This window comes from Pontitalea aquivivens (genome assembly GCF_046507575.1).
Taxonomy (GTDB): domain Bacteria; phylum Pseudomonadota; class Alphaproteobacteria; order Rhodobacterales; family Rhodobacteraceae; genus Pontitalea; species Pontitalea aquivivens.
In genome coordinates, this window is sequence record NZ_JBKFEY010000003.1 from 1 (window position 1) to 20,642 (window position 20,642).

General features: G+C 64.4%; 29 protein-coding genes and 1 tRNA gene. 21 read left to right on the forward strand and 9 right to left on the reverse strand.

Going from position 1 to position 20,642, the window contains the following annotated elements; translation table 11 throughout:
• Positions 1–461 precede the first annotated feature (461 nt).
• The 8 genes from ACK8OU_RS06020 to ACK8OU_RS06055 form a co-directional block, all read right to left on the reverse strand.
• Positions 462–743 carry an HU family DNA-binding protein gene (locus ACK8OU_RS06020; protein ID WP_410302471.1) on the reverse strand — a complete coding sequence of 94 codons (282 nt, stop codon included), beginning with the start codon at positions 741–743 and terminating at the stop codon, positions 462–464.
• 93 nt (positions 744–836) lie between these two features.
• A complete protein-coding gene (locus ACK8OU_RS06025) occupies positions 837–1,217 on the reverse strand; it encodes a DUF6362 family protein (RefSeq protein WP_250044579.1) in 381 nt (126 codons plus the stop codon).
• Complete coding sequence (locus ACK8OU_RS06030) at positions 1,210–1,416, reverse strand: hypothetical protein (RefSeq protein WP_410302472.1); 207 nt, start codon at positions 1,414–1,416, stop codon at positions 1,210–1,212. The genes ACK8OU_RS06025 and ACK8OU_RS06030 overlap by 8 nt, the downstream gene beginning before the upstream one ends.
• Positions 1,416–1,949 carry a crossover junction endodeoxyribonuclease RuvC gene (locus tag ACK8OU_RS06035; RefSeq protein WP_250044581.1) on the reverse strand — a complete coding sequence of 178 codons (534 nt, stop codon included), beginning with the start codon at positions 1,947–1,949 and terminating at the stop codon, positions 1,416–1,418. The genes ACK8OU_RS06030 and ACK8OU_RS06035 overlap by 1 nt, the downstream gene beginning before the upstream one ends.
• Positions 1,950–2,714: 765 nt before the next feature.
• Positions 2,715–3,632 carry a toprim domain-containing protein gene (locus tag ACK8OU_RS06040; protein WP_410302473.1) on the reverse strand — a complete coding sequence of 306 codons (918 nt, stop codon included), beginning with the start codon at positions 3,630–3,632 and terminating at the stop codon, positions 2,715–2,717.
• On the reverse strand, positions 3,629–5,191 hold the full coding sequence (locus ACK8OU_RS06045) for a DEAD/DEAH box helicase (RefSeq protein WP_410302474.1): 1,563 nt from the start codon (positions 5,189–5,191) through the stop codon (positions 3,629–3,631). The genes ACK8OU_RS06040 and ACK8OU_RS06045 overlap by 4 nt, the downstream gene beginning before the upstream one ends.
• The gene (locus ACK8OU_RS06050; protein WP_250044587.1) at positions 5,185–5,445 is read right to left on the reverse strand and encodes a hypothetical protein; all 261 of its coding nucleotides are present in this window, start codon (positions 5,443–5,445) and stop codon (positions 5,185–5,187) included. The genes ACK8OU_RS06045 and ACK8OU_RS06050 overlap by 7 nt, the downstream gene beginning before the upstream one ends.
• Positions 5,445–6,383, reverse strand: coding sequence for a hypothetical protein (locus tag ACK8OU_RS06055; protein ID WP_410302475.1), 939 nt, complete (start codon positions 6,381–6,383; stop codon positions 5,445–5,447). The genes ACK8OU_RS06050 and ACK8OU_RS06055 overlap by 1 nt, the downstream gene beginning before the upstream one ends.
• Before the next feature lie 256 nt (positions 6,384–6,639).
• On the opposite strand from ACK8OU_RS06055, the gene ACK8OU_RS06060 reads away from it, so the two are divergent.
• The 14 genes from ACK8OU_RS06060 to ACK8OU_RS06125 all read left to right on the forward strand — a co-directional run bounded on the left by ACK8OU_RS06060 (position 6,640) and on the right by ACK8OU_RS06125 (position 13,655).
• Positions 6,640–7,317: a S24 family peptidase gene (locus ACK8OU_RS06060; RefSeq protein ID WP_250044591.1), complete on the forward strand. Its 678-nt coding sequence runs from the start codon at positions 6,640–6,642 to the stop codon at positions 7,315–7,317.
• Positions 7,318–7,472: 155 nt separating this feature from the next.
• Positions 7,473–7,634: a hypothetical protein gene (locus ACK8OU_RS06065; protein ID WP_250044593.1), complete on the forward strand. Its 162-nt coding sequence runs from the start codon at positions 7,473–7,475 to the stop codon at positions 7,632–7,634.
• A gap of 52 nt (positions 7,635–7,686) precedes the next feature.
• Positions 7,687–8,178, forward strand: a complete 492-nt coding sequence (locus ACK8OU_RS06070; RefSeq protein WP_410302476.1) for a siphovirus Gp157 family protein — start codon at positions 7,687–7,689, stop codon at positions 8,176–8,178.
• Complete coding sequence (locus ACK8OU_RS06075; RefSeq protein ID WP_250044597.1) at positions 8,178–9,122, forward strand: ATP-binding protein; 945 nt, start codon at positions 8,178–8,180, stop codon at positions 9,120–9,122. Before ACK8OU_RS06070 ends, ACK8OU_RS06075 begins: the two co-directional genes overlap by 1 nt.
• Positions 9,116–9,349, forward strand: coding sequence for a LexA family protein (locus tag ACK8OU_RS06080; RefSeq protein ID WP_250044599.1), 234 nt, complete (start codon positions 9,116–9,118; stop codon positions 9,347–9,349). The genes ACK8OU_RS06075 and ACK8OU_RS06080 overlap by 7 nt, the downstream gene beginning before the upstream one ends.
• Positions 9,349–9,864 carry a single-stranded DNA-binding protein gene (gene ssb / locus ACK8OU_RS06085; RefSeq protein ID WP_410302477.1) on the forward strand — a complete coding sequence of 172 codons (516 nt, stop codon included), beginning with the start codon at positions 9,349–9,351 and terminating at the stop codon, positions 9,862–9,864. The genes ACK8OU_RS06080 and ssb overlap by 1 nt, the downstream gene beginning before the upstream one ends.
• Positions 9,861–10,058 (forward strand): hypothetical protein, encoded by a 198-nt coding sequence (locus ACK8OU_RS06090; RefSeq protein ID WP_250044607.1) that lies wholly within the window; start codon positions 9,861–9,863, stop codon positions 10,056–10,058. Before ssb ends, ACK8OU_RS06090 begins: the two co-directional genes overlap by 4 nt.
• A complete protein-coding gene (locus ACK8OU_RS06095) occupies positions 10,058–10,627 on the forward strand; it encodes a hypothetical protein (protein WP_250044609.1) in 570 nt (189 codons plus the stop codon). The genes ACK8OU_RS06090 and ACK8OU_RS06095 overlap by 1 nt, the downstream gene beginning before the upstream one ends.
• Entirely contained in the window at positions 10,624–10,893 is a 270-nt protein-coding gene (locus tag ACK8OU_RS06100) for a hypothetical protein (RefSeq protein ID WP_410302478.1), read from the forward strand. The genes ACK8OU_RS06095 and ACK8OU_RS06100 overlap by 4 nt, the downstream gene beginning before the upstream one ends.
• Positions 10,894–10,947: 54 nt before the next feature.
• Positions 10,948–11,115, forward strand: a complete 168-nt coding sequence (locus ACK8OU_RS06105; protein WP_250044614.1) for a hypothetical protein — start codon at positions 10,948–10,950, stop codon at positions 11,113–11,115.
• Between the two features lie 217 nt (positions 11,116–11,332).
• Positions 11,333–11,785: a DUF2924 domain-containing protein gene (locus ACK8OU_RS06110; protein WP_250044616.1), complete on the forward strand. Its 453-nt coding sequence runs from the start codon at positions 11,333–11,335 to the stop codon at positions 11,783–11,785.
• The gene (locus ACK8OU_RS06115) at positions 11,782–13,098 is read left to right on the forward strand and encodes a recombinase family protein (RefSeq protein WP_250044617.1); all 1,317 of its coding nucleotides are present in this window, start codon (positions 11,782–11,784) and stop codon (positions 13,096–13,098) included. Before ACK8OU_RS06110 ends, ACK8OU_RS06115 begins: the two co-directional genes overlap by 4 nt.
• Entirely contained in the window at positions 13,095–13,484 is a 390-nt protein-coding gene (locus ACK8OU_RS06120) for a hypothetical protein (protein ID WP_250044619.1), read from the forward strand. The genes ACK8OU_RS06115 and ACK8OU_RS06120 overlap by 4 nt, the downstream gene beginning before the upstream one ends.
• A 9-nt stretch (positions 13,485–13,493) precedes the next feature.
• Positions 13,494–13,655, forward strand: a complete 162-nt coding sequence (locus tag ACK8OU_RS06125) for a hypothetical protein (RefSeq protein ID WP_410302479.1) — start codon at positions 13,494–13,496, stop codon at positions 13,653–13,655.
• A gap of 203 nt (positions 13,656–13,858) precedes the next feature.
• Here the strand turns inward: ACK8OU_RS06125 and ACK8OU_RS06130 are convergent.
• Positions 13,859–13,948, reverse strand: a tRNA-Ser gene (locus ACK8OU_RS06130).
• A gap of 260 nt (positions 13,949–14,208) precedes the next feature.
• On the opposite strand from ACK8OU_RS06130, the gene ACK8OU_RS06135 reads away from it, so the two are divergent.
• From ACK8OU_RS06135 to ACK8OU_RS06165, 7 genes are read left to right on the forward strand one after another with little or no spacing between them, the layout of a single operon-like run.
• Positions 14,209–15,072, forward strand: coding sequence for an SPOR domain-containing protein (locus tag ACK8OU_RS06135; protein ID WP_410302480.1), 864 nt, complete (start codon positions 14,209–14,211; stop codon positions 15,070–15,072).
• A 12-nt stretch (positions 15,073–15,084) separates the two neighbouring features.
• The gene (locus ACK8OU_RS06140) at positions 15,085–16,272 is read left to right on the forward strand and encodes a D-alanyl-D-alanine carboxypeptidase family protein (RefSeq protein ID WP_410302481.1); all 1,188 of its coding nucleotides are present in this window, start codon (positions 15,085–15,087) and stop codon (positions 16,270–16,272) included.
• Positions 16,273–16,278: 6 nt separating this feature from the next.
• A complete protein-coding gene (tmk, locus tag ACK8OU_RS06145) occupies positions 16,279–16,887 on the forward strand; it encodes a dTMP kinase (RefSeq protein ID WP_410302482.1) in 609 nt (202 codons plus the stop codon).
• Positions 16,884–17,999: a DNA polymerase III subunit delta' gene (locus ACK8OU_RS06150; protein ID WP_410302483.1), complete on the forward strand. Its 1,116-nt coding sequence runs from the start codon at positions 16,884–16,886 to the stop codon at positions 17,997–17,999. Before tmk ends, ACK8OU_RS06150 begins: the two co-directional genes overlap by 4 nt.
• Before the next feature lie 26 nt (positions 18,000–18,025).
• On the forward strand, positions 18,026–18,829 hold the full coding sequence (locus ACK8OU_RS06155) for a TatD family hydrolase (protein ID WP_410302484.1): 804 nt from the start codon (positions 18,026–18,028) through the stop codon (positions 18,827–18,829).
• On the forward strand, positions 18,826–19,626 hold the full coding sequence (locus ACK8OU_RS06160) for an MBL fold metallo-hydrolase (RefSeq protein ID WP_410302485.1): 801 nt from the start codon (positions 18,826–18,828) through the stop codon (positions 19,624–19,626). Before ACK8OU_RS06155 ends, ACK8OU_RS06160 begins: the two co-directional genes overlap by 4 nt.
• Positions 19,627–19,654: 28 nt before the next feature.
• Positions 19,655–20,605, forward strand: coding sequence for an AEC family transporter (locus ACK8OU_RS06165; RefSeq protein ID WP_410302753.1), 951 nt, complete (start codon positions 19,655–19,657; stop codon positions 20,603–20,605).
• Positions 20,606–20,642 lie beyond the last annotated feature (37 nt).

Sequence of the window (20,642 nt, forward strand, 5' to 3'; positions counted from 1 at the left end):
CATTTCAGGCGATCCGGGGTGGATTCCGAGCGGGGTGGACTCCCAAAAAAATCGCCCTGACGCTAGCGAAGTTCCGGGCTTCGCCCCCCCGAATACGGTTTCAGCCAGGAGGGACCCGTAAAATCAAAGGCTTAGGCATTACAGCACGCTGGGCAGAGACAGTTTTTTTGGAAAACCGGTTACCGGTTGCACCCGAAAAACCGTTCTCTCACACCATTCGGAGACGGTTGCCATCGGGGCAAGCGGCGCGCATTTGCCCCTCGCAAAATCAGCCGATCGAACCGTTCCTCAGCCCCGCTGGACTCTGACTGGATTCCAGACTGACCCCTGGAAGCCACCGAGGCATCCACCCCAGCGAGAACGGGGAGAGAGGTCTGCCGACGCACTCTCCCCATCATACCGTTCGGATAGCGCTTCGATGTTGCATCTGTCGAAAGAAAAAGTGTTGCAACACTTTGACGTCACTCGGAGTTCATCCGCTGCTGCAGCAACCGGCTTGCCCGGAACCGTGCCACGGCCTTTGGGCCTGTGTGGACATACTCACCCGTCCTGGGGTGCCGCCCAAGCCGACCCGCAATCTGCGTGACGTGGAAATTCCCCAAGCGCCGGAGTTCCACGCGTCCGCCCTGTTCAAGGTGTCGGATGATGGCCCCGCAAATGGCATCAACGGCTTTTTCGGCCTGGGCCTGCGTTAGCTTTGGGTTCTCGGCCGCAAGCTTCGCAATCAACTCTCTTCGCACCATGACGCATACCTTTAACACACATTTCTGCCCCCGACGGACACTGCCCTGCCGCACCGCCCGGGCTGCCTATGAAGACCGCCCCGGCGGGCACTGTCAACCAGCGTTCAACCGTGCAGCGATCTTGGTCAGCGCGAGCTTGTGCTGCCGCCATGCGGTGCTGCGATCGACGCCCAATTCGTAGGTGATCTGCTTCCAGGGCCGGCGTGCTGCACGCCACCAGACCAGGCGGCGTTCGTCCTCGCCGATCCAGAGTACCCAGTCGAAGGTCTGCTCCAGCCGCGTGATGGCACTGGTAGATGGCCAGACCCGCATGGGCTCGGGTTCCATTGCGGCGATTTCGCGGGGCGTGCGCATGACCGCCGGCCAGGCGTTGAAATAGCCCTGCACCTTTACGGGTGGCAGCTTGCGCAGGGTGCGGAATGCTTCCTCAAAATGATCCGCCACGTCGTCTGTGGTCCAGATGCGGTCAGCCATGGCGCGCCTCCCTGCCCTTTTCCCGCGGCCCGTAAAGCTTGGCGCCCAGCTGCTCGACCAATTCCCGCTCGGGCCAGGTCAGCCGCTGGTCCTCCACGCTGACCGCCAGAACGCCCTGCTCGTGCCAGCCGTCCCGTTTGACCTGCTCAGGGTCGCGGCGCTTGCCGCCATAGCCCTTGGGGGTGAAGCGCATGCCCATCAGGCCAGCCCTCCTTTCGTCTCGATCGCCCAAAGCAGCAGCGCGATGGCATCGGCCTCGTTGTCGTCGGCGGGCGAAAACCCGCGGGCACGGGCTGCATCGCTCATCGCCTGCTTGTTGGCGTTGCCGTGACCCGTGGCATGACGCTTGATGGTGCCCACTGGCACGCCCGCGTAGGGCACGCCGCGCAGCTCCGCCCACGCGGTCAGCGTGGCCATCAGACCGCCATAAACGTGGCTCGCGTCCACGCCCCTATGGGCTCTAACCTCTTCGTAGAATATCGCCTCGATTGGCCCGGAGAGTCGGTCGATCTCGGTCAACCAGTCGGTGAACCGCAGGTACCGCATGCCACCGCCGTCAAAGCGGCCGGGTTTGAAGCTGACGGTACCGCTGGTGATCAGCCCGTCGAAGGCACGGATGGCCCAGCCGGTGGTGGTGCCGAGGTCCAGGGCAAGGATTGTCCGGCCGCGCTCGGGCGGTGGCATTTTCGGCCTTGCGCCGGCGGATGGGGCAGTCAAAGTCGGGTCAGCCATGGATGGTCTCCTTTTCTGGTTGGCTGCTTGGGCTGGAAGACGATGGCGGTTGATGCTTGGCGGTACCGGCCGCCGTCGTCGGATCGGAATCTGTATGGGCCTTGATCGTCGTGCGCGCCTGGCCACCCATTGATGCGAGCACCTGTCTGAAGCCGGCCGGTGACGCGCGTACCGGTCAGATCGTTTGGCAGCACCGACGCGCTACATGCGGCTCTCTCGCCGAACCGCCTGGCTGCATCCTCACGGCTCGCTCGCCGCTTGACGTTTCACCCGTTGTTTCGTTCATCCTGTTCCGATCCTCTCTTTCGCATCCAGCGTCTTTCGGGCTGGGTTCTGAGGGTTCCGCTGGGCACACTTCGCCCGTCGTCGGGACGAAGTGTGCTGATGCTTTCGGTCTTGGGACCTCGGGACACGCAGACACACACCATCGGAGCGGCTGCGCTGTAAGGCGCGGGCGGGGTCAGGCTGTCGCCCTTCACCGTGGCTTCGCTCCCATTCGGGACCTGGCGGCACCGCGTCACGCTCTCCGATGGCCATGCGTGGGCGGCTGCGGGTGGTCGTGCCCCCGCGTCCAGTGTGGGTAAGGCGTCTGGCGTCGTTTGGCTCGTTCGCGTCCGTCCGTCACCGTCCGGGGGCTACTGTGGGGAGCCTATGTCGCAATCTTTCGGCGCTGCACCGGGGCCTTGCCATCCCCATGCCGTTCAGGCCGCTGCGATACGCTTGAAGCCTGAAGATGCCCGCACGACGCGGCGAGCGGAGCTTGAATTACGGCGGCCTGATCTCGCGCAGATGCAGTGCCACGGCCCGAAGCCCGTCGCGCATGTGCCAGTCGTTGAAATCACCAGGTTCAGGCGGCTGCGTCCAAACCCGGCCTGTCCGGGCGGCGTAGAAAGCGCCCGTGCCCTGCCCATGCAGTTGCTCCAGCGGTCTGTCATGGTCAGCTGCGATGATACTGTCCTCGAGACGCAGCGCGACCTTGGCGACATTCGCAGCGGAAAAGGCGCAAAGAACCGTGGCGGAACGCCCCAAGAGCCACAGCGCAGCCCTGACAGAGAGCGCGGTCGCAATCCCCTCGCAGACCCAGGTCTCGCGCCCCGCGGCAATCCGATGGGCGGCTCCGGCCATGGGGGCGGCTTTCATGTTCACCTTGGCGCCCTCAGCGTCGATCAGCTGAACTGTCACGACCCGTTTCGTGATGCGGCCCGGGATGATCAGAAAGGGTCCGGCCATCTGCCCAAGCTGGTAGCGCATGCCGTCAAAGAATCTGTCGGCGGGCACGAATGCTCCCGGAGTGTCCAGCACCAAGCCGCGTTCCTCGGCGAACCCTTTTCTGGCGAGGTAAGGATGCGGCTCGGGCTGCGCGGCCGCAATCATGCGTCTGGCAGCCTCGATCGCGACCGCTTGCCGTTCTCGTTCAAGCGCATCTGCCTTTGGGTCACGACGCGGGGCGCGAACCTCTTGCGCGTCGACCAGCCCGTCTGCTGTGAACCGCTGCTGCGCCTGCGTTGTCCAATTCCAGGCAATACCGCCAGAACGATCGTCAAAGATCAGCACGCGACCTGCGCCGTTCGAGGCTGTTTTGCCCTCGACCGGAGATGCGATCCAACGCCCCGGCACCGTATGCCGCGGCGGGCGGATGCCTACGGCGGTGCACGCATCGCGCATCGCAGCCTCCAAGCTCATGACATCCTCCGGAGGGTCTTGCGAAACCGCTTTGTCTCACGCTCGGCCAAGGCATAGGCGGCCGGATCAGGCAGGATTGGCGCCGGCGCGTCAAACCAGCCAAAGGGCAATTTTGCGCCCGGATAGATGCCCCGCCAGATCCCGTAGGCCCAACGCCGCGCATGTTGCTCGCCCTTGCGCGTGTGTACCATCGTGTAGGCCAATGCGCCCTCCCAGACCTTGCGCGGGTCGCAAAGGATATCCGCGCGCAGCCCGCCGCGCGGCGCGATGTGATCGGCTCGGTTGAACTCCAGCAATTCGCCCTCAAGCGCATGGATGCGCGACCGCGGCGGCCGCTCCCATCCACAAACCATGCAGGTCGTGCCACGCAGCGCGCCTGCACATTCCGGGCAGACCACCTGCGCGCGAACCCGCTCATCGCGCTTTCGGGGCGTACTGTCGCGTGTGGTTGCGGTGTCGAGTTGACCAACGCCATTCTCCCAGATCTCGAACATGTCCAGCGCGAAGCGTTCGATATTGCCGCTATGGCAAAGCCACAGTTTTTTCGGCAGATCGGGGTGCGGCCGCATCACGCGACCGATCTCCTGCATGTGGCTCGACAGGCTCTTGCGATAAGGCTTGCAGGAAATGCCAACCGCCACATCGGGCACATCAAAGCCCTTGGTCAGCACCCCGCAGGAGACCAGCCCGTGGATCAGGCTGTCGGGTCTGCGGAATTCGGCGATCTTTTCGGCCCGTTCAGTATCCGAGCGATCGAGGTAGCTGATCTGCTGGAAATTATATCCTGCCGCGGCGAAGGCTGCGCAGAGCTCGCGGCCATGTTCCACGGTGGGCGAAAACACGATGGTCTTGGCAGGCCCTCCGAAATGCGCCCCGACCTTTGCCTCCCATTCCGAAACGACATCACCGACAATCTGGATGCCTGCTGCCGTGGCGGAGGCGTCAGAAAATTCCCCGTAGCTGTTGAGGCCCAACTCTGCATCATCGGGCGCCCGGGCGGTGTAGATGAGCGGCTCGACCAGATGCCCGCCCTCGATCAGCGCGCGCGTTGGGATCACGTTGACCACGCCATCCCAGTGATGACCCATGCCCTTGGTGAATGGGGTTGCGGTCAGGCCGATCTTTACCGCCGCGGCGTTCATCGCCATGTAATCCAAGGTCGACTTGTATTGGCAATGCGCCTCATCAACGATGATCAGATCGGGGTCGCGCGGCAAAATGCGGCGTGCCAGGGTCTGGGCGCTGCACAGCTGTACATTTTCCCGAGGTGACCAGCGAGGATGGCTGCCCTGCACCACGCCATGCGGGATGCCGTAGGCCTCGAACACCGCCGATGTCTGGTCCACCAGGGCCACTCGATCGACGATGAAGAGCGTATAGCTGCCTTTCTGGGCCGCTTCATGCAGAATATGCGCCGCCGTCAGGGTCTTCCCGGCCCCGGTACCAGCCACCAGAAGCTGACGTTTCTTGCCTGCACGAATGCCCGCGCGCAGGGCCATAATCGCGGCAGCCTGATAATCACGCAGCTGGATCGCCTTCGGGGGGTGGAAACTCAGCATACCATCACCTCCTCGTAGGCCGCGCGCTCTGCCGTTGCGCGGTCTTGACCGCCGCAGTATTCACGGATCGCCGCGCGCTCCTCGAAGGCATCCGCCTCAGGCCAGACTTCCAGAAGCAGCGCTGTTTGAATGCGCGGCTGGCGCAACCAGGCGATCGCAGCCTCCGGCAGCCGACCGCGCCGCACCCTGATCCGCCATTGATCGCGGATAACATCGCCGCCATGGGCGCGTATGCGGTCGAGGATCGGCGTCATCAGAGCGGGATCTCCTGCATCTCAAGGGAGCGCTGCAGTTTGGCAAGTTCGGCCTCGAGACTTTGGATTCGGCGCCCCAGTCGCGCATTCTTGGCCATTTCCTCGCCAAGACGGCCCTTCGCGGTATCACGCTGACGCAACGCCAAGCCCAGGGACCGACCCAGATCACTGTCAGACGTAGCCTGATGGAACTTTGCCTGCCACGCATCGCGTTCCGCCTCAGCTTGCCTGCGGCGGACCTGTTCCTCTGCCAGCGCGTCACGCAGACCCAGCACTTCATCTTCCAGCCCCTCCCGGGTCAGCCCGGTCAACTTCTTGCGGGCCTCGGCATAAGGGCCGGATGCCCTTGCCGCGTCGATCACCGATGCCTGTTCGGCCGCCTCGGCGCGGGCCACCACCGCGTGCAGCGCTTCCGCGTCGGGAGTGGTTTTTAGATCGCGTCGCGCCCCGATCTCCGCTGTACGTTCCGCCTCCGCTGAGATGCGGGCAGGCTCGACGGCTGCAACTGGGGCTTTCCGTTCCGCCTCTTGCCGCGTCTGACGCTCTTGCTCGAACAGCGCAGCTTCCCGCTCGGCTTCGATCTCTTTCCATTTGGCGTGAATGCCACGGATCGTCCGCGGGTTGCCGCGCTGGCGGGCCTGCTCGAATTGGTCGGCATTGGCGGCCGCCCACATGGCCGCAGCACGCTCGGGGTCATGAATATCGCGCAAGGATCCATCCGCACCGACAACTTGTCGGAGCGCATTTGCCTGAACCCATTCGCCGAACTCCCGATCCCCGGGAAAGAGCGCCCGCCCCTCGTTCAGCGCATGGCCATAAGCAAGCCAGCCCCCAATGGTGAATTCCTCGCCCTTCTCGACGTTTTCCAGCCCGCGCCGCGCATCTGCCACGAGCCTATCCAGGCGATAGGAGCGTTCATTATGTCCAAGTTGGTTCATTGCACGATCCCGTTCACGATACGTTCCCCATCCTTCTGTGCGATACCCGCGTTCGTCGTCTGCATCAGGCTCGTCCGACCGCAGGAAAGCCGCGCGCAAACGAGGTTCGGCGGCTGATACATGCGGCTCCTGGACTGGACAGGGGAGCCAGCGTGGTTCATGACCGCATTTATCCGCCATGAGCGGACACCCTGTCAATCATTATGTTTGCTTAAAGCGCACGGACTTTTGCGGACAGACTTGTAATAAGGACAGAATGGAACAGAAAAAAACCACAGCAGAACGCCTCAAGGCCATCCGGGAGCGCTCCGGCCTGTCGATCCGGGCTATGGCCAAGAGGGTCGGGAAATCCCCCTCAGGCTATTTGCACTATGAAAGCCCGGATCGCTTCAAGGATGACATCCTGCCGATGCGTGAGGCGGAGGCTTTCGCAGATGCGCTGGCCGAACGCGGCATCGCACGCGCAGAGATCATGGAACTCGCTGGCATGCCTCCGGGAAGCTACGACGATGAGACCGGCGACGACCTTGTGCCCATCTTCAGCGTTGAGGCCTCCGCGGGCAATGGGGCGGTTGTCGCTTACGAAGACGCCGTTGGCAAACTGGCCTTCCCCCCTGGTTACCTTACGCATCTGACCACAACATCCCCCAGAAATCTCAGGATCATTTCCGTCAAGGGCGACAGTATGCTCCCGACCCTGAGCGATGACGACATCGTCATGGTAGACGTCTCCAAGCGCGATCTGAGCTATGACGGTATCTTCGTGATCCGCGACAATGGCGATGCGCTGTTGGTCAAGAGAATCGGGCGCGCGTCGCAGGCGGGCCGCGTCACCATCATCTCCGACAATCGTTCCGTTTATCCAAGCGTCGAGCGGTCACTGTCCGAAATCGAGGTCATCGGCCGGGTGATTTGGGCCGCCGGGAAAATCTGACCAGCCGCGCGCAACCCCGCGCCACCCCGCGATAAATCCGACCTGCAGATCGATTCGCCCTGCGTGTTCGCAGCGGCGTGCGCTTTCGTGCGCATTTAACGATTGACTGATCGCTCTCCTTTTGCGATCACTTACTCGGAACATAGGGGGAACACATGGTCGCATTCGTCTCAAATGAGAACAGGGACAAGACAAGCCGCCCGCAGGTCAATTGGCGCGAGGTCGCTGCGGCATTGTGCGACCTCCTCGGCGCGGCGTCGATCTTCGCGACGGGCTATCTCTTCTTGCTGATCGGCCATGGCCTCGGCCTGGACTGAGGCCAGTAGGACCATTGTCGCCAACCAGCCGTCACGCATCTTTGGAGGAACCATGCGGATCAACACGCATTTGATTGAACAGATCAGCGCCCAGCTGCGCGACATGCTGGGCGAAGAGTTTGACCCAGAGACCTTTTGGGACACGCTCGATGGCGAAACCGATATCGCCGATGTGATTGACCACCTGCTCCGCGATCGCATGGAAGCACGTGCACTTGCGCAAGCGATCAAATCCGAAAACGACGCCCTGTCACTTCGTCGCAAGCGGATGGAGGCGCGCGAACAGGCGGCGGACAAGGCGCTTTTGCTGATCCTAGAGGCCACGGGCGAGCGGAAATTGGTGCGCCCGATGGCGACAGTATCGCGGCGCACGGGCGCGCTGTCGGTCGAAATCACCGATGAGACCGCGGTCCCATCGCAGCTGTGCAAGACCGTGGTGACGCCGGACAAGGTGGCAATCAAGGCACAGCTGCAGGCGGGCGAGATCGTGCCCGGCGCCGCCCTGGTGCGCGGAGCGGACAGCGTGAGCGTGCGGGTGGCGTGATGGCATTGAAAATCACAACAGCCGATGAGCCGATCGAGGTGAAGAACCTCTGTCTCACGGTCTATTCCCAGCCCGGCCTTGGCAAGACCAGCCTGGCCTTCACGGCCGCCCGCCCGCTGCTCTTGGATTTTGACAAGGGCGCCTATCGTGCCGTGGCGCGCAAAGATGTCGTGCAGGTCGAGGCCTGGGCGGATGTTGCCAATATCCGCGCGGCAGATCTCGAAGGCTACGACACGATTGTGATCGATACGGTGGGCAAAGCGCTGGACGCGCTCGGCGCGGACATCATCGCGAACAATGCCCGCCTCTCCTACGGCGGCGCGCTCAACCAGCAGGGATGGGGCCAGCTCGGGGTGCGGTTCTCGGCTTTCCTGAAGCTGCTGCGAGGGTTTGGCAAAGACGTGGTGCTGCTGTCGCATATGGACGAGAAAATGGATGGGGACACGATCAAGGAGCGCCTGAAAATCCAGGGCGGATCGAAAGATCTGGTTCTGACGGACAGCGACGTGATCGCGCGCATCTCGGTATTCAACAAAGAGCGCCATCTGATGTTCTCGCCCACGGAAACGGCCTTTGGCAAAGACCCTGCCGGGATCGTCCAGATCGCCATACCCGAGGCCACAAACCACGCCTTCACGACCTGCCTCGCCGCGATTATCGCGCGCATCAAGGCAGAGTTGAACACCCTGTCCGAGGAGCAGATCGCGCGGAAGGCGGAGGCGGATTGGTTCGCGAGAAAGCTGCCCCAGATCGACTCGGCCGAGGGGATCAACGCGCTTCTTGGTCGAGCCAAGAAGGCAGGCAAGGCGATCGCCAGGCAGGTTGTGGATCGGGCCAATGAACTCGGCTTCGATTTTGACCCGGAGGCCCGGAAGTACATCGCCCCGGAAAAGGTCGATATAGGCCAGCTGCAAAATCCATCCCGGGAGGGCCTGACATGCTGACCCAGCGTCAAAGCGAGGCCCTGAGCTTTCTGACCGAGCATCTCGATGGACGTGGCTTTGCCCCGTCCTACGAAGAGATCGCCCGGGCCCTGAACATGAGCTCGAAGTCCGGGGTCCATCACATCCTGCGCCAGCTTGACGAGCGAGGCTATATCCGCCGGCTGCCGGGCCGTGCGCGGGCCATCGAAATCATCCGCCGCCCTGCGGCGCCCAGAGGGACGGAATAATGTCAGGCAGTATCAATAAAGTCATCCTTCTCGGCCATTTGGGGCGCGACCCGGAAGTCCGCAGCTTCGCCAATGGCGGCCAGGTCTGCAACCTGAGCATCGCCACATCTGAAACATGGAAAGACCGTACCAGCGGTGAACGGCGCGAACGCGTCGAATGGCACAAGGTCACCCTCCATACCGAGGGGCTGATCCGGGTCGCGGAGCAGTATCTGCGGAAAGGATCGAAGGTCTTCATCGAGGGTCAGCTGGAAACCCGTAAGTGGCAGGACCAAAGCGGACAGGATCGCTACACGACCGAAATTGCCCTCCGGCCCTATCGCGGGGACCTCGTGCTCCTCGATAGCCAGGCGGGCGATGATCATGGCGGACGAATGCGTAGCGCCGACAACCAAGGCGATGGCAATGGCCCCGACGGTCGCGCGTCGCGAAAATCCGGTTATGGCGCCGGTGGCCGGGCGGGCGGGGGGCTCGACGACGACGAAATCCCCTTCATCATGGAGGGACGCCTGTGAGCCGCGCGATCGCCCTTCTCGATGGTAAAATCCGCGCCCGCGCCAAGCGCGCCGGACTAGTCCATCATACCGGCGACACCGCCGCCGCGTGCTGGCTGCCTCTTGCCCTGGTCGAGGTCATGGCGGACGGTCGGCTCGGTTTCCCCACGGCCCCCATGTTTGAATGGCGCGCGAACAAGGCGGAGCGGGTCTGATGGCATTCCCCTTCTTCGTCCGCCGCGAAGGCTCAGTGCTTATTCCCGCCTGCAAGGCAGGCCAGCTCGCCGTTGAGAGGCTCAGGCGTGGGGCGCTTTACAAGATCGAGCCGACCCAGCCCCGCAACGGTAAACAGCATCGCCTGTTCTGGGCCTTTGTCACGTATGTGGCGGACGCGTTGAATGATGGGCCGACCAGCGCCACCTGGACCGCCGAAAACGTCAAGGATGACCTTCTGGTGGCCACAGGGCGCACACGCAACCGGCCCATGACGCGCCTCGAGCGCGCCCGGCACAATGTTCCAGACGGGACCTTGGCGGTCGTGGCGCGACCGGTCTCGATCAGCTTCGTTGCCATGGGGGGCGATGAGTTCAGCGTCTTTATGGAAGATGCGATGGCCTATGTGCGCGACCACCTCGCCCCTTGGATTGAAGCCAGTGACCATTGGCCGGAGATCGAAAAAATCCTTGCCGCCAGCGCCCTTCTTCGAAGCGATGCGGGCGGCCAGAGGTCCGAAGCACCGCCGTCACGCAGCGGGAGTATTAACTGTGACAGGAGAAAAACATGACCCAGAGCCTTCGTCGTGACGCGCCTGACTTGTGGCGCGATATCGTCGGATGGTGTCGCGAGATCGGGATCGACTGGCCTGAAGATGAGATTGCCAATGTCATCGGGAAAATCCATGCCCGGACCCCTGATGCGCTGCCCGACACGATCGGCCGTGTGCTGGAATGGTGTTGCGCGGCAGAAAGCTCTGACGACGAAGAGATCGCAGCCGTCGTGTCGCTTTGGCGCGAACTTCCCAACAGGCCTGATCATGATCACGCTGACTGAGGATGGCCATGTCCAGCACCGGCTCAAAGATGACGTCAATCTGGAACTTATGCCATGAGCCGCATGGACGACCCGCGCCTGGAAAAGCGTCTTGAGAAAGATGCCGAAGATATTCTCGAACAAGACATGTACCGGCGGCGCTGGCAAGCGAAAGACCGCGATGCCATCGCCGCGCGGCTACAGAAAATCGTTGTTCGGGAATCTGCGAAACAGCGCCACTGAAGCGCACAGAGGCCCGCATGAAGCGCCCCAATGCCTTGCACCCCGACCGAATGACAGCCCAGGAGCGGCGGGCTGAACTGTGTCGCCTGCTGGCGCTTGGCCTGATCCGCCTGCGCCAGAGGGACGTGGCGCAACTATCTGACGGAATTGGAGAAAGTTCCCTACACTATCCAGCCAACCAGAGCGTTCATGCAACCCCGATTCACAGGAGGACTGCATGACAAAACATGATCAAATCCCCGCGCGCATCGCCGCGTTGAAAACCACGCCGACGCCGGCACTGCGAAAGCAATGGGCCGAGTTGTTCGGCACTATGCCGCCGCCGTTCAACCGCCGATACCTGGAAAGCCGACTGGCCTATCGCATCCAGGAGTTGGCCTATGGCGGCCTGAAACCCGAGACCCTCAAAAGGCTGGCACGGCTGGGTGAAGACCTCGACGGCGGGGATCGCCTGAAAAGCCGCATCCGCGCCGATATCAAGCCGATCGCGGGCACAAGGCTGCTCCGTGAATGGCAAGGCGTCGAGCATGTCGTCACTGTGACAGTCGATGGCTACGAATGGCAGGGTCGCCCTTACAAGTCGCTGTCCGCCATCGCCCGCGCCGTCACCGGCACGCGCTGGAATGGCTGGACTTTCTTTGGCCTGAAAAACTATCGGGCGCGGACATGACCCAACCGATCCTGCGCAAACTGCGCTGCGCTATCTACACCCGCAAATCCAGCGAGGAAGGGCTCGATCAGGAGTTCAACAGCCTGCATGCGCAACGTGAAGCCTGCGAGGCCTACATTGCCAGCCAGCGCTCCGAAGGCTGGGTGGTGCTCCGCGACCAATACAATGACGGCGGTGTGTCCGGCGGCACCCTGGAGCGGCCGGGCCTCAAGGCGCTGATGCAAGACATTGAGGACGGCTTGGTCGACGTGGTCGTGGTCTACAAGATAGACCGCCTCAGCCGCTCGCTGGCTGACTTCGCCAAGCTGGTTGAGGTCTTCGATCGCACGGGCGTCACCTTCGTGTCCGTCACCCAGCAGTTCAATACCACGACCTCGATGGGGCGGCTGACGCTGAACATCCTGCTCAGCTTCGCGCAATTCGAACGCGAAGTGACGGCTGAGCGCATCCGCGACAAGGTCGCCGCATCACGCAAGAAGGGCATCTGGATGGGCGGTGTGCCGCCCTACGGCTACCGCGTCGAAAATCGCAAGCTGGTCATCGACCCCGAGCGCGCCGAGCATGTGCGATGGATTTTCTCCCGCTTTGTCGAAATCGGGTCAGCGACGGAACTGGCGCGCCAGATCGATCAGCGCGGCCTCCTGACCCCCAATGGGAACCGGATGGACAAGAAGTACCTCTACCGGGTGCTGAACAACCGCGCCTATATCGGCGAGGCGGTCCACAAGGGCGACAGTTATCCCGGGGAACACGAACCAATCCTGGACTGCGCTATCTGGGACAAGGTGCATACGATCCTGCAGGAGAGCCCCCGCAAGCGGGCGGCCAATACGCGCGCCGAAACGCCCGCGATGCTCAAGGGGTTGATCTATGGCCCCGACGGGGCGGCCTTCTCGCCAACCCACACGAAAAAGCGGGGCAAGCTCTACCGCTACTATGTCAGCCAGTCGATCCTGAAGCACGGCGCCGGGTCCTGCCCGATTGGGCGCGTCCCGGCCGCAGCGATCGAAACCGCCGTCATCGACCAGGTTCGGGCGGTGTTTCGTCAACCAGAAATCATCGCCGGCGCGTGGGATGCTGCGAAAGGCCGGTGTCGCGACATCACCCTCAATGAGGCGCGCATGGCACTGCAGCAATTCGATCCGCTGTGGGATGAACTCTTCCCAGCCGAGCAGGCGCGTATCATCGCTTTGGCCGTCGAGCGGGTCGACATTGGCACCAACGACATCCACGTCCGGTTGCGCATCGACGGTCTGGCGGAATTGGCCCAAGAACTGATGGTCAGCCCTGAGAACAAGGATGTCGCCGCATGAGCAAGAAATCCGATATCCCCGACACCGTGACCATCACCATTCCTTTCCGCGTGGCCAAGCGCGGTGGTCGGAAAGAGGTGCGGCTTCCGCCCGGCGCAAACAATCGCAGCCCAGACTATACGCTTATCAAAGCTGTCGCGCGCGCCTATCGGTGGCGCCAGATCCTCGAGGACGGCGAAATGGAAACCATTGCGGAATTGGCAGAGCGCGAGAAGATCTCACCCTCATACCTGACCCGCGTCATGCGGCTCACCTTGCTGGCGCCCGACATCATCGAAGCGATCCTGGACGGAAACCCACCGTCCGTGGGCATGACGGAGCTGCTCGATCCGATGACGCCAGTTTGGGCAGAGCAGCGGGCGGAGCTGGGCTACGACATCGGCTGAAACTCCTCTATGCAGACCGACAAAGAGCCGTTTCAAGTCAATGATTTGGAACGGTTTTTTGCTACCACAAAGGCAAAATGGGCAGCAGCCACCTCAAAGAGTTGGACGCGAGTCGCCGGTGCCATTTGTGCGACTCCGCTCGGACTCGAAAACAGCGAGACATTTTATTGATTCAAATTCAGCAAGTTACTGAAACCGTAGCGAAAAATGCGTGGTTAACAGGTCCGGAGAAAATACGGGTAAGAGAGCGCTTATGTGGGGTCGCCAAGGGGATTTCAGCGTTTTGCCCAGCACCATACTGGCGCTATAACCCTTTAATATAAGGGAAAATTTTTGGGGTGGGTTGCACTAGAGAAAGGGTCCTAGAAGCAGCGTGGCGGAAGCGGTGGGATTCGAACCCACGGTACGGTTCCCCGCACGCCAGTTTTCAAGACTGGAGCCTTAAACCACTCGGCCACACTTCCGGTGCAGGGGCTGGCGCGCCGGATTGCGCGGTCTGTCCGGCCTGCGCGCCAGGTCCTGCGGGGCGGGCTTAGACCAGATCACGCGATTCTGAAAGACGCCGCGCGCTGAAATCCGCAGGCAGGCCGGTGCCGCACTTTTCTTGGCCGGGCGGAACGGCTAGTCTTTCGCAAAACGAGACGCGGGCTGCAATGAGGCACGGGCAGATGCCCTTGCGGGTGGTTCAGGAACAGGCGCGGGCAACCGTGCGGGAAGGGTCAGGATGTCGAGGCAGGAAATAAGGCGGTTTGCACTGGTGCTGGCAGCCGGGGCAGTGCTGGCGGGATGCGAGGCGGGAACCCTGCCCTTCCCGGGCCTTGGCGGGGGCACGGCAGCGCCCGAAGACGCCGGGGCCAGCGCGCCTGCCGGCGTGGAACGCGATGTCGAGGCACCGAAGGTCTTTGCCGCCGAAGGCGACGGGCTTTGGGATGGCCGGCCCTCGCTGGGCGGGGTCTGGGTGGCGTATCCCGATGTGAAAGACCCCGAACGGGTGCTGATCCGCAACACCACCAATGGAAAATCGGTCGTGGGCGCGCTGTTCCGGCGCGAACGCGAACAACCCGGGCCACGGCTTCAGGTCTCATCGGATGCGGCGGCGGAACTGGGCATGCTGGCGGGCGCGCCGACGAAACTGTCGGTGGTGGCGCTGCGCCGCGAGGTGGTTGCCGCGCCCGAACCGCTGGTCGGGGACCCGGTGATCGCCGAGGCATCGGCGATCGGCGGCGAGGCGATCGAGGCCCGCCCCATCGCCGAGATCGCGGGCGCCGCCAGCCAGGCCATCGCCAAGGCCGAAGCCGCGCCCGCCGCCCCACCAACACCCGCCCCACCGACGCCTGCCGCCGCCCCCGAAGCCGGGTTCAAGGCCTATGCCCAGATCGGCATCTTCAGCGTCGAGGCCAATGCCAAACGTGCCGCCGCGCAGATCACCGGCGCGGGCCTTGCCGCCGCCATCCGCAAGGAGGAAAGCCAGGGCAAGACCTTCTGGCGCGTGGTCGCGGGCCCCGCCGCCACAGTCGCAGATCGCAATGCGATGCTGACCAGGATCAAGGGGCTCGGCTATGCCGATGCCTATGCCATTTCGAACTGATCGGACCGCCTGATGACCCTTTGCCGCCCCGCCCCCCGCCTGCTGGCCCGCCTTGCCGCCGCCACGGCGCTGTCGCTGTTGGCCGCCCTGCCCGCCCGCGCCTTCGACACCCAGGCCAGCGCGGCCTGGGTCTATGATGTGACCACGCAGACGGTGCTTCTGGAAAAGAACGCCGATGTGGCGCTGCCGCCGGCCTCGATGTCCAAGCTGATGACGCTGAACATGCTGTTCGAGGCGCTGCGCGACGGGCGCGTCACGATGGACACGACCTTCTCGGTTTCGACCCGCGCCAAGGAGATGGGCGGATCAACCATGTTCCTGAACGAACTTGACCGTCCCACCGTACGCGACCTGATCCACGGCATCGTGGTGAATTCGGGCAATGACGCCTGCGTCGTCGTAGCCGAGGGGCTGGCCGGGTCGGAAGACGCCTTTGCCAGGCTGATGACCGAACGCGCCCGGGCGCTGGGCATGGAAAATTCGATCTTCGCCAATGCCTCGGGCTGGCCGCATCCGGGCCAGCGCATGTCGATGGAGGATCTGGGCATCCTGTCCGTGCGGCTGATCACCGAATTCCCGGAATACTATTCGATTTTCGCCGAAACGAACTTCAACTACAAGGACCGCGCGCCGGCCAATGCCAACAACCGCAACCCGCTGCTGGCGATGCGCGGCACCGACTGGCAGGCGGACGGGCTGAAGACGGGCCATACATCCGAGGCGGGCTATGGGCTTGCGGGATCGGCCGTGCAGGGCGACCGGCGGGTGGTATTTGTCATCACCGGCCTTGAGACCGAGGAACAACGGCGCGGCGAATCCGAAGGCATCGTCAACTGGGCCTTCCGCCAGTTCGTGATGAAAACCGTGGTGCAAAAGGGCAAGCGGCTGGCCGAGGCGCCGGTCTGGCTGGGTGGCGCGCAATCGGTCGGTCTGGTCCCGGCCGAGGATGTCACCATGCTGGTGCCCGCGCTGGCGCAGGACAGGATGACCGCCGAGGCGATCTTCAATGGCCCCATCGAGGCCCCCGTGGCCGCAGGCCAGGCCTTGGGCGAACTGGTGATCACCGTGCCGGGGCTGGATGCGCCGCGCCGGGTGCCGCTTGTGGCGCAAACCGATGTGGCCAAGGGCGGCTTTACGGTGCGCGTCAGGGCCGCGTTCGAACGTCTTGGCGCGCGGGCGCTGGACGCGGCGGGCAGCTGAGCGGCGATGTTCATCACTTTCGAGGGGATCGACGGATCGGGCAAATCCACCCAGGCGCGCCTGCTGGCCCAGGCGCTGCGCGATGCGGGGCGGGCCGTGGTGCTGACGCGCGAACCCGGCGGCAGCCCCGGGGCCGAGGAAATTCGCCGGCTGGTCCTGGAAGGCGACCCGGATCGCTGGTCCGCGGAAACCGAATTGCTGCTGTTTACCGCTGCCCGGCGCGACCATCTGGAACGGACCATCGCCCCCGCGCTGGCGGCGGGACAGATTGTCATCTGCGACCGCTTCGCCGACAGCACGCGCATGTATCAGGGCCTGACGCGCGGCGATCTGCGCGCCACCGTCGACCGGCTGCATGACATGATGATCGGGCGCGACCCCGACCTGACCTTCCTGATCGACATCGACCCCGCCGTGGGTCTGGCCCGGGCGCGCGCGCGCAACGGGCACGAGGAACGCTTTGAGGATTTCGGCCTGCCGATGCAGCAACGGATGCGCGCGGGCTTTCTGGACCTGGCCCGCGAATTCGCGCCCCGTTTTCGGGTGATCGACGGGTCCCGCGCGCCCCAGGCCGTCGCCGCCGAGATCGCCGCCATCGCCCGGGCCGTGGCATGAGCGCGGCGGACCTGCCCGATCCGACCCAGGTCGAGGGTGCCCCCCATCCGCGCGACACCGCGCGCCTGATCGGTCAGGCCCGTGCCGGGGCGGATTTTCTGGATGCCTTCACCACCGGGCGGCTGCATCACGGCTGGATGCTGACCGGCCCGCGCGGCGTGGGCAAGGCCACGCTGGCCTGGCGCATCGCACGCTTTCTGCTGACCCGGCCCGCGCCCGGTTCGGATGGTCTGTTCGGCGCGCCCCCCGCACCGCACAGCCTTGACACCGACCCCGACCATCCGGTCGTGCGCCGCATCCATGCCGGATCGGAACCGGGGGTTTTCCTTCTGAAACGCGGGGCGAACGAAAAGGAAACCGCGCTGTCGGCCGACATCCGCATTGATGAGGTGCGCAAGCTGAAAAGCTTTCTGCACCTGTCCTCGGCCGAGGGCGGGCGGCGCGTGGTGATCGTGGATGCCGCGGATGAGATGAACACCCAGGCCGCCAATGCGCTGCTGAAGCTGCTGGAAGAACCGCCCGCGGGCGTCACCTTCCTGCTGATCGCGCATCAACCGGCGCGGCTGTTGCCCACGATCCGGTCGCGCTGCCGCGAATTGCGGCTGGCGACGCTGGGTCCGCAGGACATGGCCGCCGCGCTGGTCCAGGCAGGGGCAGCAGCCGAGGATCCGGCGGCGCTGGCCGCGCTGTCGGGCGGATCGGTCGGCGAAGCGATCCGGCTGACCAACCTTGACGGGTTGCGCAGCTATGCCGCGCTGGTGGCGCTTTACGCCCGCCTGCCGCAGCTGGACAGGATCGCGGCGCTGGCACTGGCCGAAAGCGTCGCCGGAAAGGCCAATGAAGCGCGTTTTGACCTGATGCTGGGCCTGTCGGACCTGTTTTTGGCGCGGCTGGCACGGACCGGCGTTGCCGGCCCCCCCACCCCCGAGGCCGCCCCGGGCGAAGCCGCGGTGATGGCCCGCCTGGCCCCCGATCCCGCGGCGGCGCTGAAATGGGCGGCGCTGCACCAATCACTGGGCGCGCGGGCACGGCACGGCCGGGCGGTCAACCTTGACCCTGCCGCGCTGGTCATGGATATGGTGCTGGAAATCACGGCGGCGGCATCCGGCTGACCCGCCCGAGTCATGAGGACAGGCAGATGACCGCAGCGCCCGAAATCGTCGACAGCCACTGCCACCTCGACTTTCCCGATTTTGCCGAGGATCTGGCCGGCGTGGTCGATCGCGCCCGCGCGGCCGGCGTGACACGGATGGTAACGATCTGCACCCGGCTGCGCCAGGAACCCCAGGTCCGCGCCATCGCCGAACGGTTTGAGGGCGTCTTTTACGCCGCCGGCACCCATCCGATGAGCGCGGCCCAGGAACCGCTGGTCAGCGTCGATCAGCTGGTGGCGCTGGCGGCGCATCCGAAATTCGTGGGCATCGGCGAAACCGGGCTGGATTACCACTACACCGCCGACAGCGCCGAGGTGCAAAAGACCTCGCTGCGCATCCACATCCAGGCGGCGCAGGAAACCGGGCTGCCGCTGATCATCCATGCCCGCGCCGCCGATGACGACATGGCCGCGATCCTGCGCAACGGGTTCCGGGCCCGGCCCTACAGCTGCGTGATGCATTGCTTTTCGTCCAGCCCCGCGCTGGCGCGCGCGGCCCTTGACCTTGGGTTCTATCTGTCGATGTCCGGCATCGCGGCCTTCCCCAAAAGCCAGGACATCCGCGACATCTTTGCCGCGGCGCCGCTGGACCGGGTCCTGGTGGAAACCGACGCGCCCTATCTGGCCCCGCCGCCTTTCCGCGGCAAGCGCAACGAACCTGCCCATACCATCCATACCGCGCGCAAGGGGGCCGAGATCTTCGGCCTCAGCTATGCCGATTTCGCCGCCGCGACCTCGGCAAATTTCGACCGTCTGTTCAGCAAGGCCGCCATGAAGGTGCAGGCATGAGCCGGTTTCGTTTCACGATCCTGGGCTGCGGATCATCGGGCGGGGTGCCGCGCATTGGCGGCCATTGGGGCGCCTGCGATCCGGCCAACCCCAGGAACCGCCGCACCCGCTGTTCGATGCTGGTCGAACGGATCGGCCCCGAGGGCGCGACCCGCGCGCTGATCGATACCTCGCCCGACATGCGCGAACAGCTGCTGCGCGCCGGGGTCGGCAGCCTGGACGCGGTGGTCTATACCCACAGCCATGCCGATCACATGCACGGCCTGGATGACCTGCGCCAGATCACCTTCAACACGCGCCGCCGCCTGCCGGTCTGGGCCGACAGCGACACGCAAGAGGCCCTGCTGAGCCGCTTTGGCTATGCCTTCGTGCAACCGCCCGACAGCAACTATCCCCCGATCTGCGACCTGCGGGCCATCCACGGCCCCTTCCAGATCGAGGGCGCGGGCGGGCCGATCCCGTTTCAGCCCTTTCGCGTGGAACATGGCAATATCGATGCGCTGGGCTTTCGCATCGGCGGGCTGGCCTATCTGCCCGATGTCTCGGCCATCCCTGACGCGGCCTGGGGCCATCTGGGGGGGCTGGAGTGCTGGGTGCTGGACGCGCTGCGCCGCACGCCGCATCCGACGCATGCCCATCTGGCGCTGGCGCTGGACTGGATCGCGCGGGCCCGGCCCGCCACGGCGGTGCTGACCAACATGCATGTCGATCTGGACCATGATGAGGTGATGGCCGAAACGCCCGACCATATCCGCCCGGCGCATGACGGCATGGTGCTGGACCTGCCCGCGCCATGACCCTGCCCGCCTGCATCACGGCACGCCCATGGGCGCGCTGATCGACGTCATCCTGCCGGTCTTTCTGGTGATCGGCTTTGGCTATCTGGTCACCTGGCGCGGCCTGTTCGCGGATGGGGCGGTCGATGGGCTGATGCGCTTTGCGCAGAATTTTGCGGTGCCGGTGCTGCTGGCGCGGTCGATCGCGCGGCTGGACCTGGGGGCCAGCTATGACGCGGGGCTGATGGCCAGCTTCTACACCGGGGCGCTGTGCGCCTTTGCGCTGGGGATCGCGGGGGCGCGGCTGCTGTTTGGCCGGTCGGGGCCCGATGCGGTGGCGATCGGCTTTGCCTGCCTGTTCTCGAACTCGCTTCTGCTGGGGGTGCCGATCACGGAACGCGCCTATGGAACCGAGGCGCTGGCGGGCAATTTCGCCATCATCTCGCTGCATTCGCCGCTGCTGTACACGATCGGCATCGTCGCGATGGAGGCCGTCCGGTCACGCGGGACAGGGGCGGGGCTGGGGCGCGTCGGGCTGAATGCGCTTCTGGGCGTGTTGCGCACGCCGCTGGTGATCGGCATCCTCGCGGGATTCGCGCTGCAGGCCTATATGGCGCTGAGCGGCCAGGACCTGCCCGAGCCGCTTTGGGCGGCGATGACGATGATGGCCAATGCCGCCCTGCCCGCGGCGCTGTTCGGGCTGGGGGGGGTGCTGTACCGCTACCGGCCCGAAGGCGACATGAAGGCGATTGCCATGGTCAGCGGGCTGTCGCTGCTGCTGCATCCGGCGATCACCTATGGGCTTGGCCGCTGGGTTTTTGACCTGGATACGGGGCTGCTGCGTTCGGCGGTGCTGACGGCGGCAATGGCGCCGGGGATCAATGCCTATCTGTTCGCCAACATGTATGGCACCGCCAAGCGGGTCGCGGCCTCCAGTGTGTTGCTGGCGACCACCGGGTCAATCCTGACGATCTGGCTGTGGCTGGCGATCCTGCCCTGAGACGCCGGTGCCTGCGGGGCCCAGGGCCCGCGTGCCG

Bases quoted from the DNA above. Each gene is read 5' to 3' on its own strand.
- ACK8OU_RS06035 (WP_250044581.1), bottom strand. From the start codon at position 1,949: ATGGCTGACCCGACTTTGACTGCCCCATCCGCCGGCGCAAGGCCGAAA.
- ACK8OU_RS06080 (WP_250044599.1), top strand. From the start codon at position 9,116: ATGCTGACCCAGCGTCAAAGCGAGGCCCTGAGCTTTCTGACCGAGCAT.
- ACK8OU_RS06110 (WP_250044616.1), top strand. From the start codon at position 11,333: ATGACAAAACATGATCAAATCCCCGCGCGCATCGCCGCGTTGAAAACC.
- ACK8OU_RS06065 (WP_250044593.1), top strand. From the start codon at position 7,473: ATGGTCGCATTCGTCTCAAATGAGAACAGGGACAAGACAAGCCGCCCG.
- tmk (WP_410302482.1), top strand. From the start codon at position 16,279: ATGTTCATCACTTTCGAGGGGATCGACGGATCGGGCAAATCCACCCAG.
- ACK8OU_RS06105 (WP_250044614.1), top strand. From the start codon at position 10,948: ATGAGCCGCATGGACGACCCGCGCCTGGAAAAGCGTCTTGAGAAAGAT.
- ACK8OU_RS06055 (WP_410302475.1), bottom strand. From the start codon at position 6,383: ATGAACCAACTTGGACATAATGAACGCTCCTATCGCCTGGATAGGCTC.
- ACK8OU_RS06135 (WP_410302480.1), top strand. From the start codon at position 14,209: ATGTCGAGGCAGGAAATAAGGCGGTTTGCACTGGTGCTGGCAGCCGGG.
- ACK8OU_RS06165 (WP_410302753.1), top strand. From the start codon at position 19,655: ATGGGCGCGCTGATCGACGTCATCCTGCCGGTCTTTCTGGTGATCGGC.
- ACK8OU_RS06040 (WP_410302473.1), bottom strand. From the start codon at position 3,632: ATGAGCTTGGAGGCTGCGATGCGCGATGCGTGCACCGCCGTAGGCATC.
- ACK8OU_RS06025 (WP_250044579.1), bottom strand. From the start codon at position 1,217: ATGGCTGACCGCATCTGGACCACAGACGACGTGGCGGATCATTTTGAG.
- ACK8OU_RS06100 (WP_410302478.1), top strand. From the start codon at position 10,624: ATGACCCAGAGCCTTCGTCGTGACGCGCCTGACTTGTGGCGCGATATC.
- ACK8OU_RS06140 (WP_410302481.1), top strand. From the start codon at position 15,085: ATGACCCTTTGCCGCCCCGCCCCCCGCCTGCTGGCCCGCCTTGCCGCC.
- ACK8OU_RS06150 (WP_410302483.1), top strand. From the start codon at position 16,884: ATGAGCGCGGCGGACCTGCCCGATCCGACCCAGGTCGAGGGTGCCCCC.
- ACK8OU_RS06060 (WP_250044591.1), top strand. From the start codon at position 6,640: ATGGAACAGAAAAAAACCACAGCAGAACGCCTCAAGGCCATCCGGGAG.
- ACK8OU_RS06030 (WP_410302472.1), bottom strand. From the start codon at position 1,416: ATGGGCATGCGCTTCACCCCCAAGGGCTATGGCGGCAAGCGCCGCGAC.
- ACK8OU_RS06115 (WP_250044617.1), top strand. From the start codon at position 11,782: ATGACCCAACCGATCCTGCGCAAACTGCGCTGCGCTATCTACACCCGC.
- ACK8OU_RS06155 (WP_410302484.1), top strand. From the start codon at position 18,026: ATGACCGCAGCGCCCGAAATCGTCGACAGCCACTGCCACCTCGACTTT.
- ACK8OU_RS06120 (WP_250044619.1), top strand. From the start codon at position 13,095: ATGAGCAAGAAATCCGATATCCCCGACACCGTGACCATCACCATTCCT.
- ACK8OU_RS06160 (WP_410302485.1), top strand. From the start codon at position 18,826: ATGAGCCGGTTTCGTTTCACGATCCTGGGCTGCGGATCATCGGGCGGG.
- ACK8OU_RS06045 (WP_410302474.1), bottom strand. From the start codon at position 5,191: ATGCTGAGTTTCCACCCCCCGAAGGCGATCCAGCTGCGTGATTATCAG.
- ACK8OU_RS06095 (WP_250044609.1), top strand. From the start codon at position 10,058: ATGGCATTCCCCTTCTTCGTCCGCCGCGAAGGCTCAGTGCTTATTCCC.
- ACK8OU_RS06125 (WP_410302479.1), top strand. From the start codon at position 13,494: ATGCAGACCGACAAAGAGCCGTTTCAAGTCAATGATTTGGAACGGTTT.
- ssb (WP_410302477.1), top strand. From the start codon at position 9,349: ATGTCAGGCAGTATCAATAAAGTCATCCTTCTCGGCCATTTGGGGCGC.
- ACK8OU_RS06050 (WP_250044587.1), bottom strand. From the start codon at position 5,445: ATGACGCCGATCCTCGACCGCATACGCGCCCATGGCGGCGATGTTATC.
- ACK8OU_RS06070 (WP_410302476.1), top strand. From the start codon at position 7,687: ATGCGGATCAACACGCATTTGATTGAACAGATCAGCGCCCAGCTGCGC.
- ACK8OU_RS06020 (WP_410302471.1), bottom strand. From the start codon at position 743: ATGGTGCGAAGAGAGTTGATTGCGAAGCTTGCGGCCGAGAACCCAAAG.
- ACK8OU_RS06075 (WP_250044597.1), top strand. From the start codon at position 8,178: ATGGCATTGAAAATCACAACAGCCGATGAGCCGATCGAGGTGAAGAAC.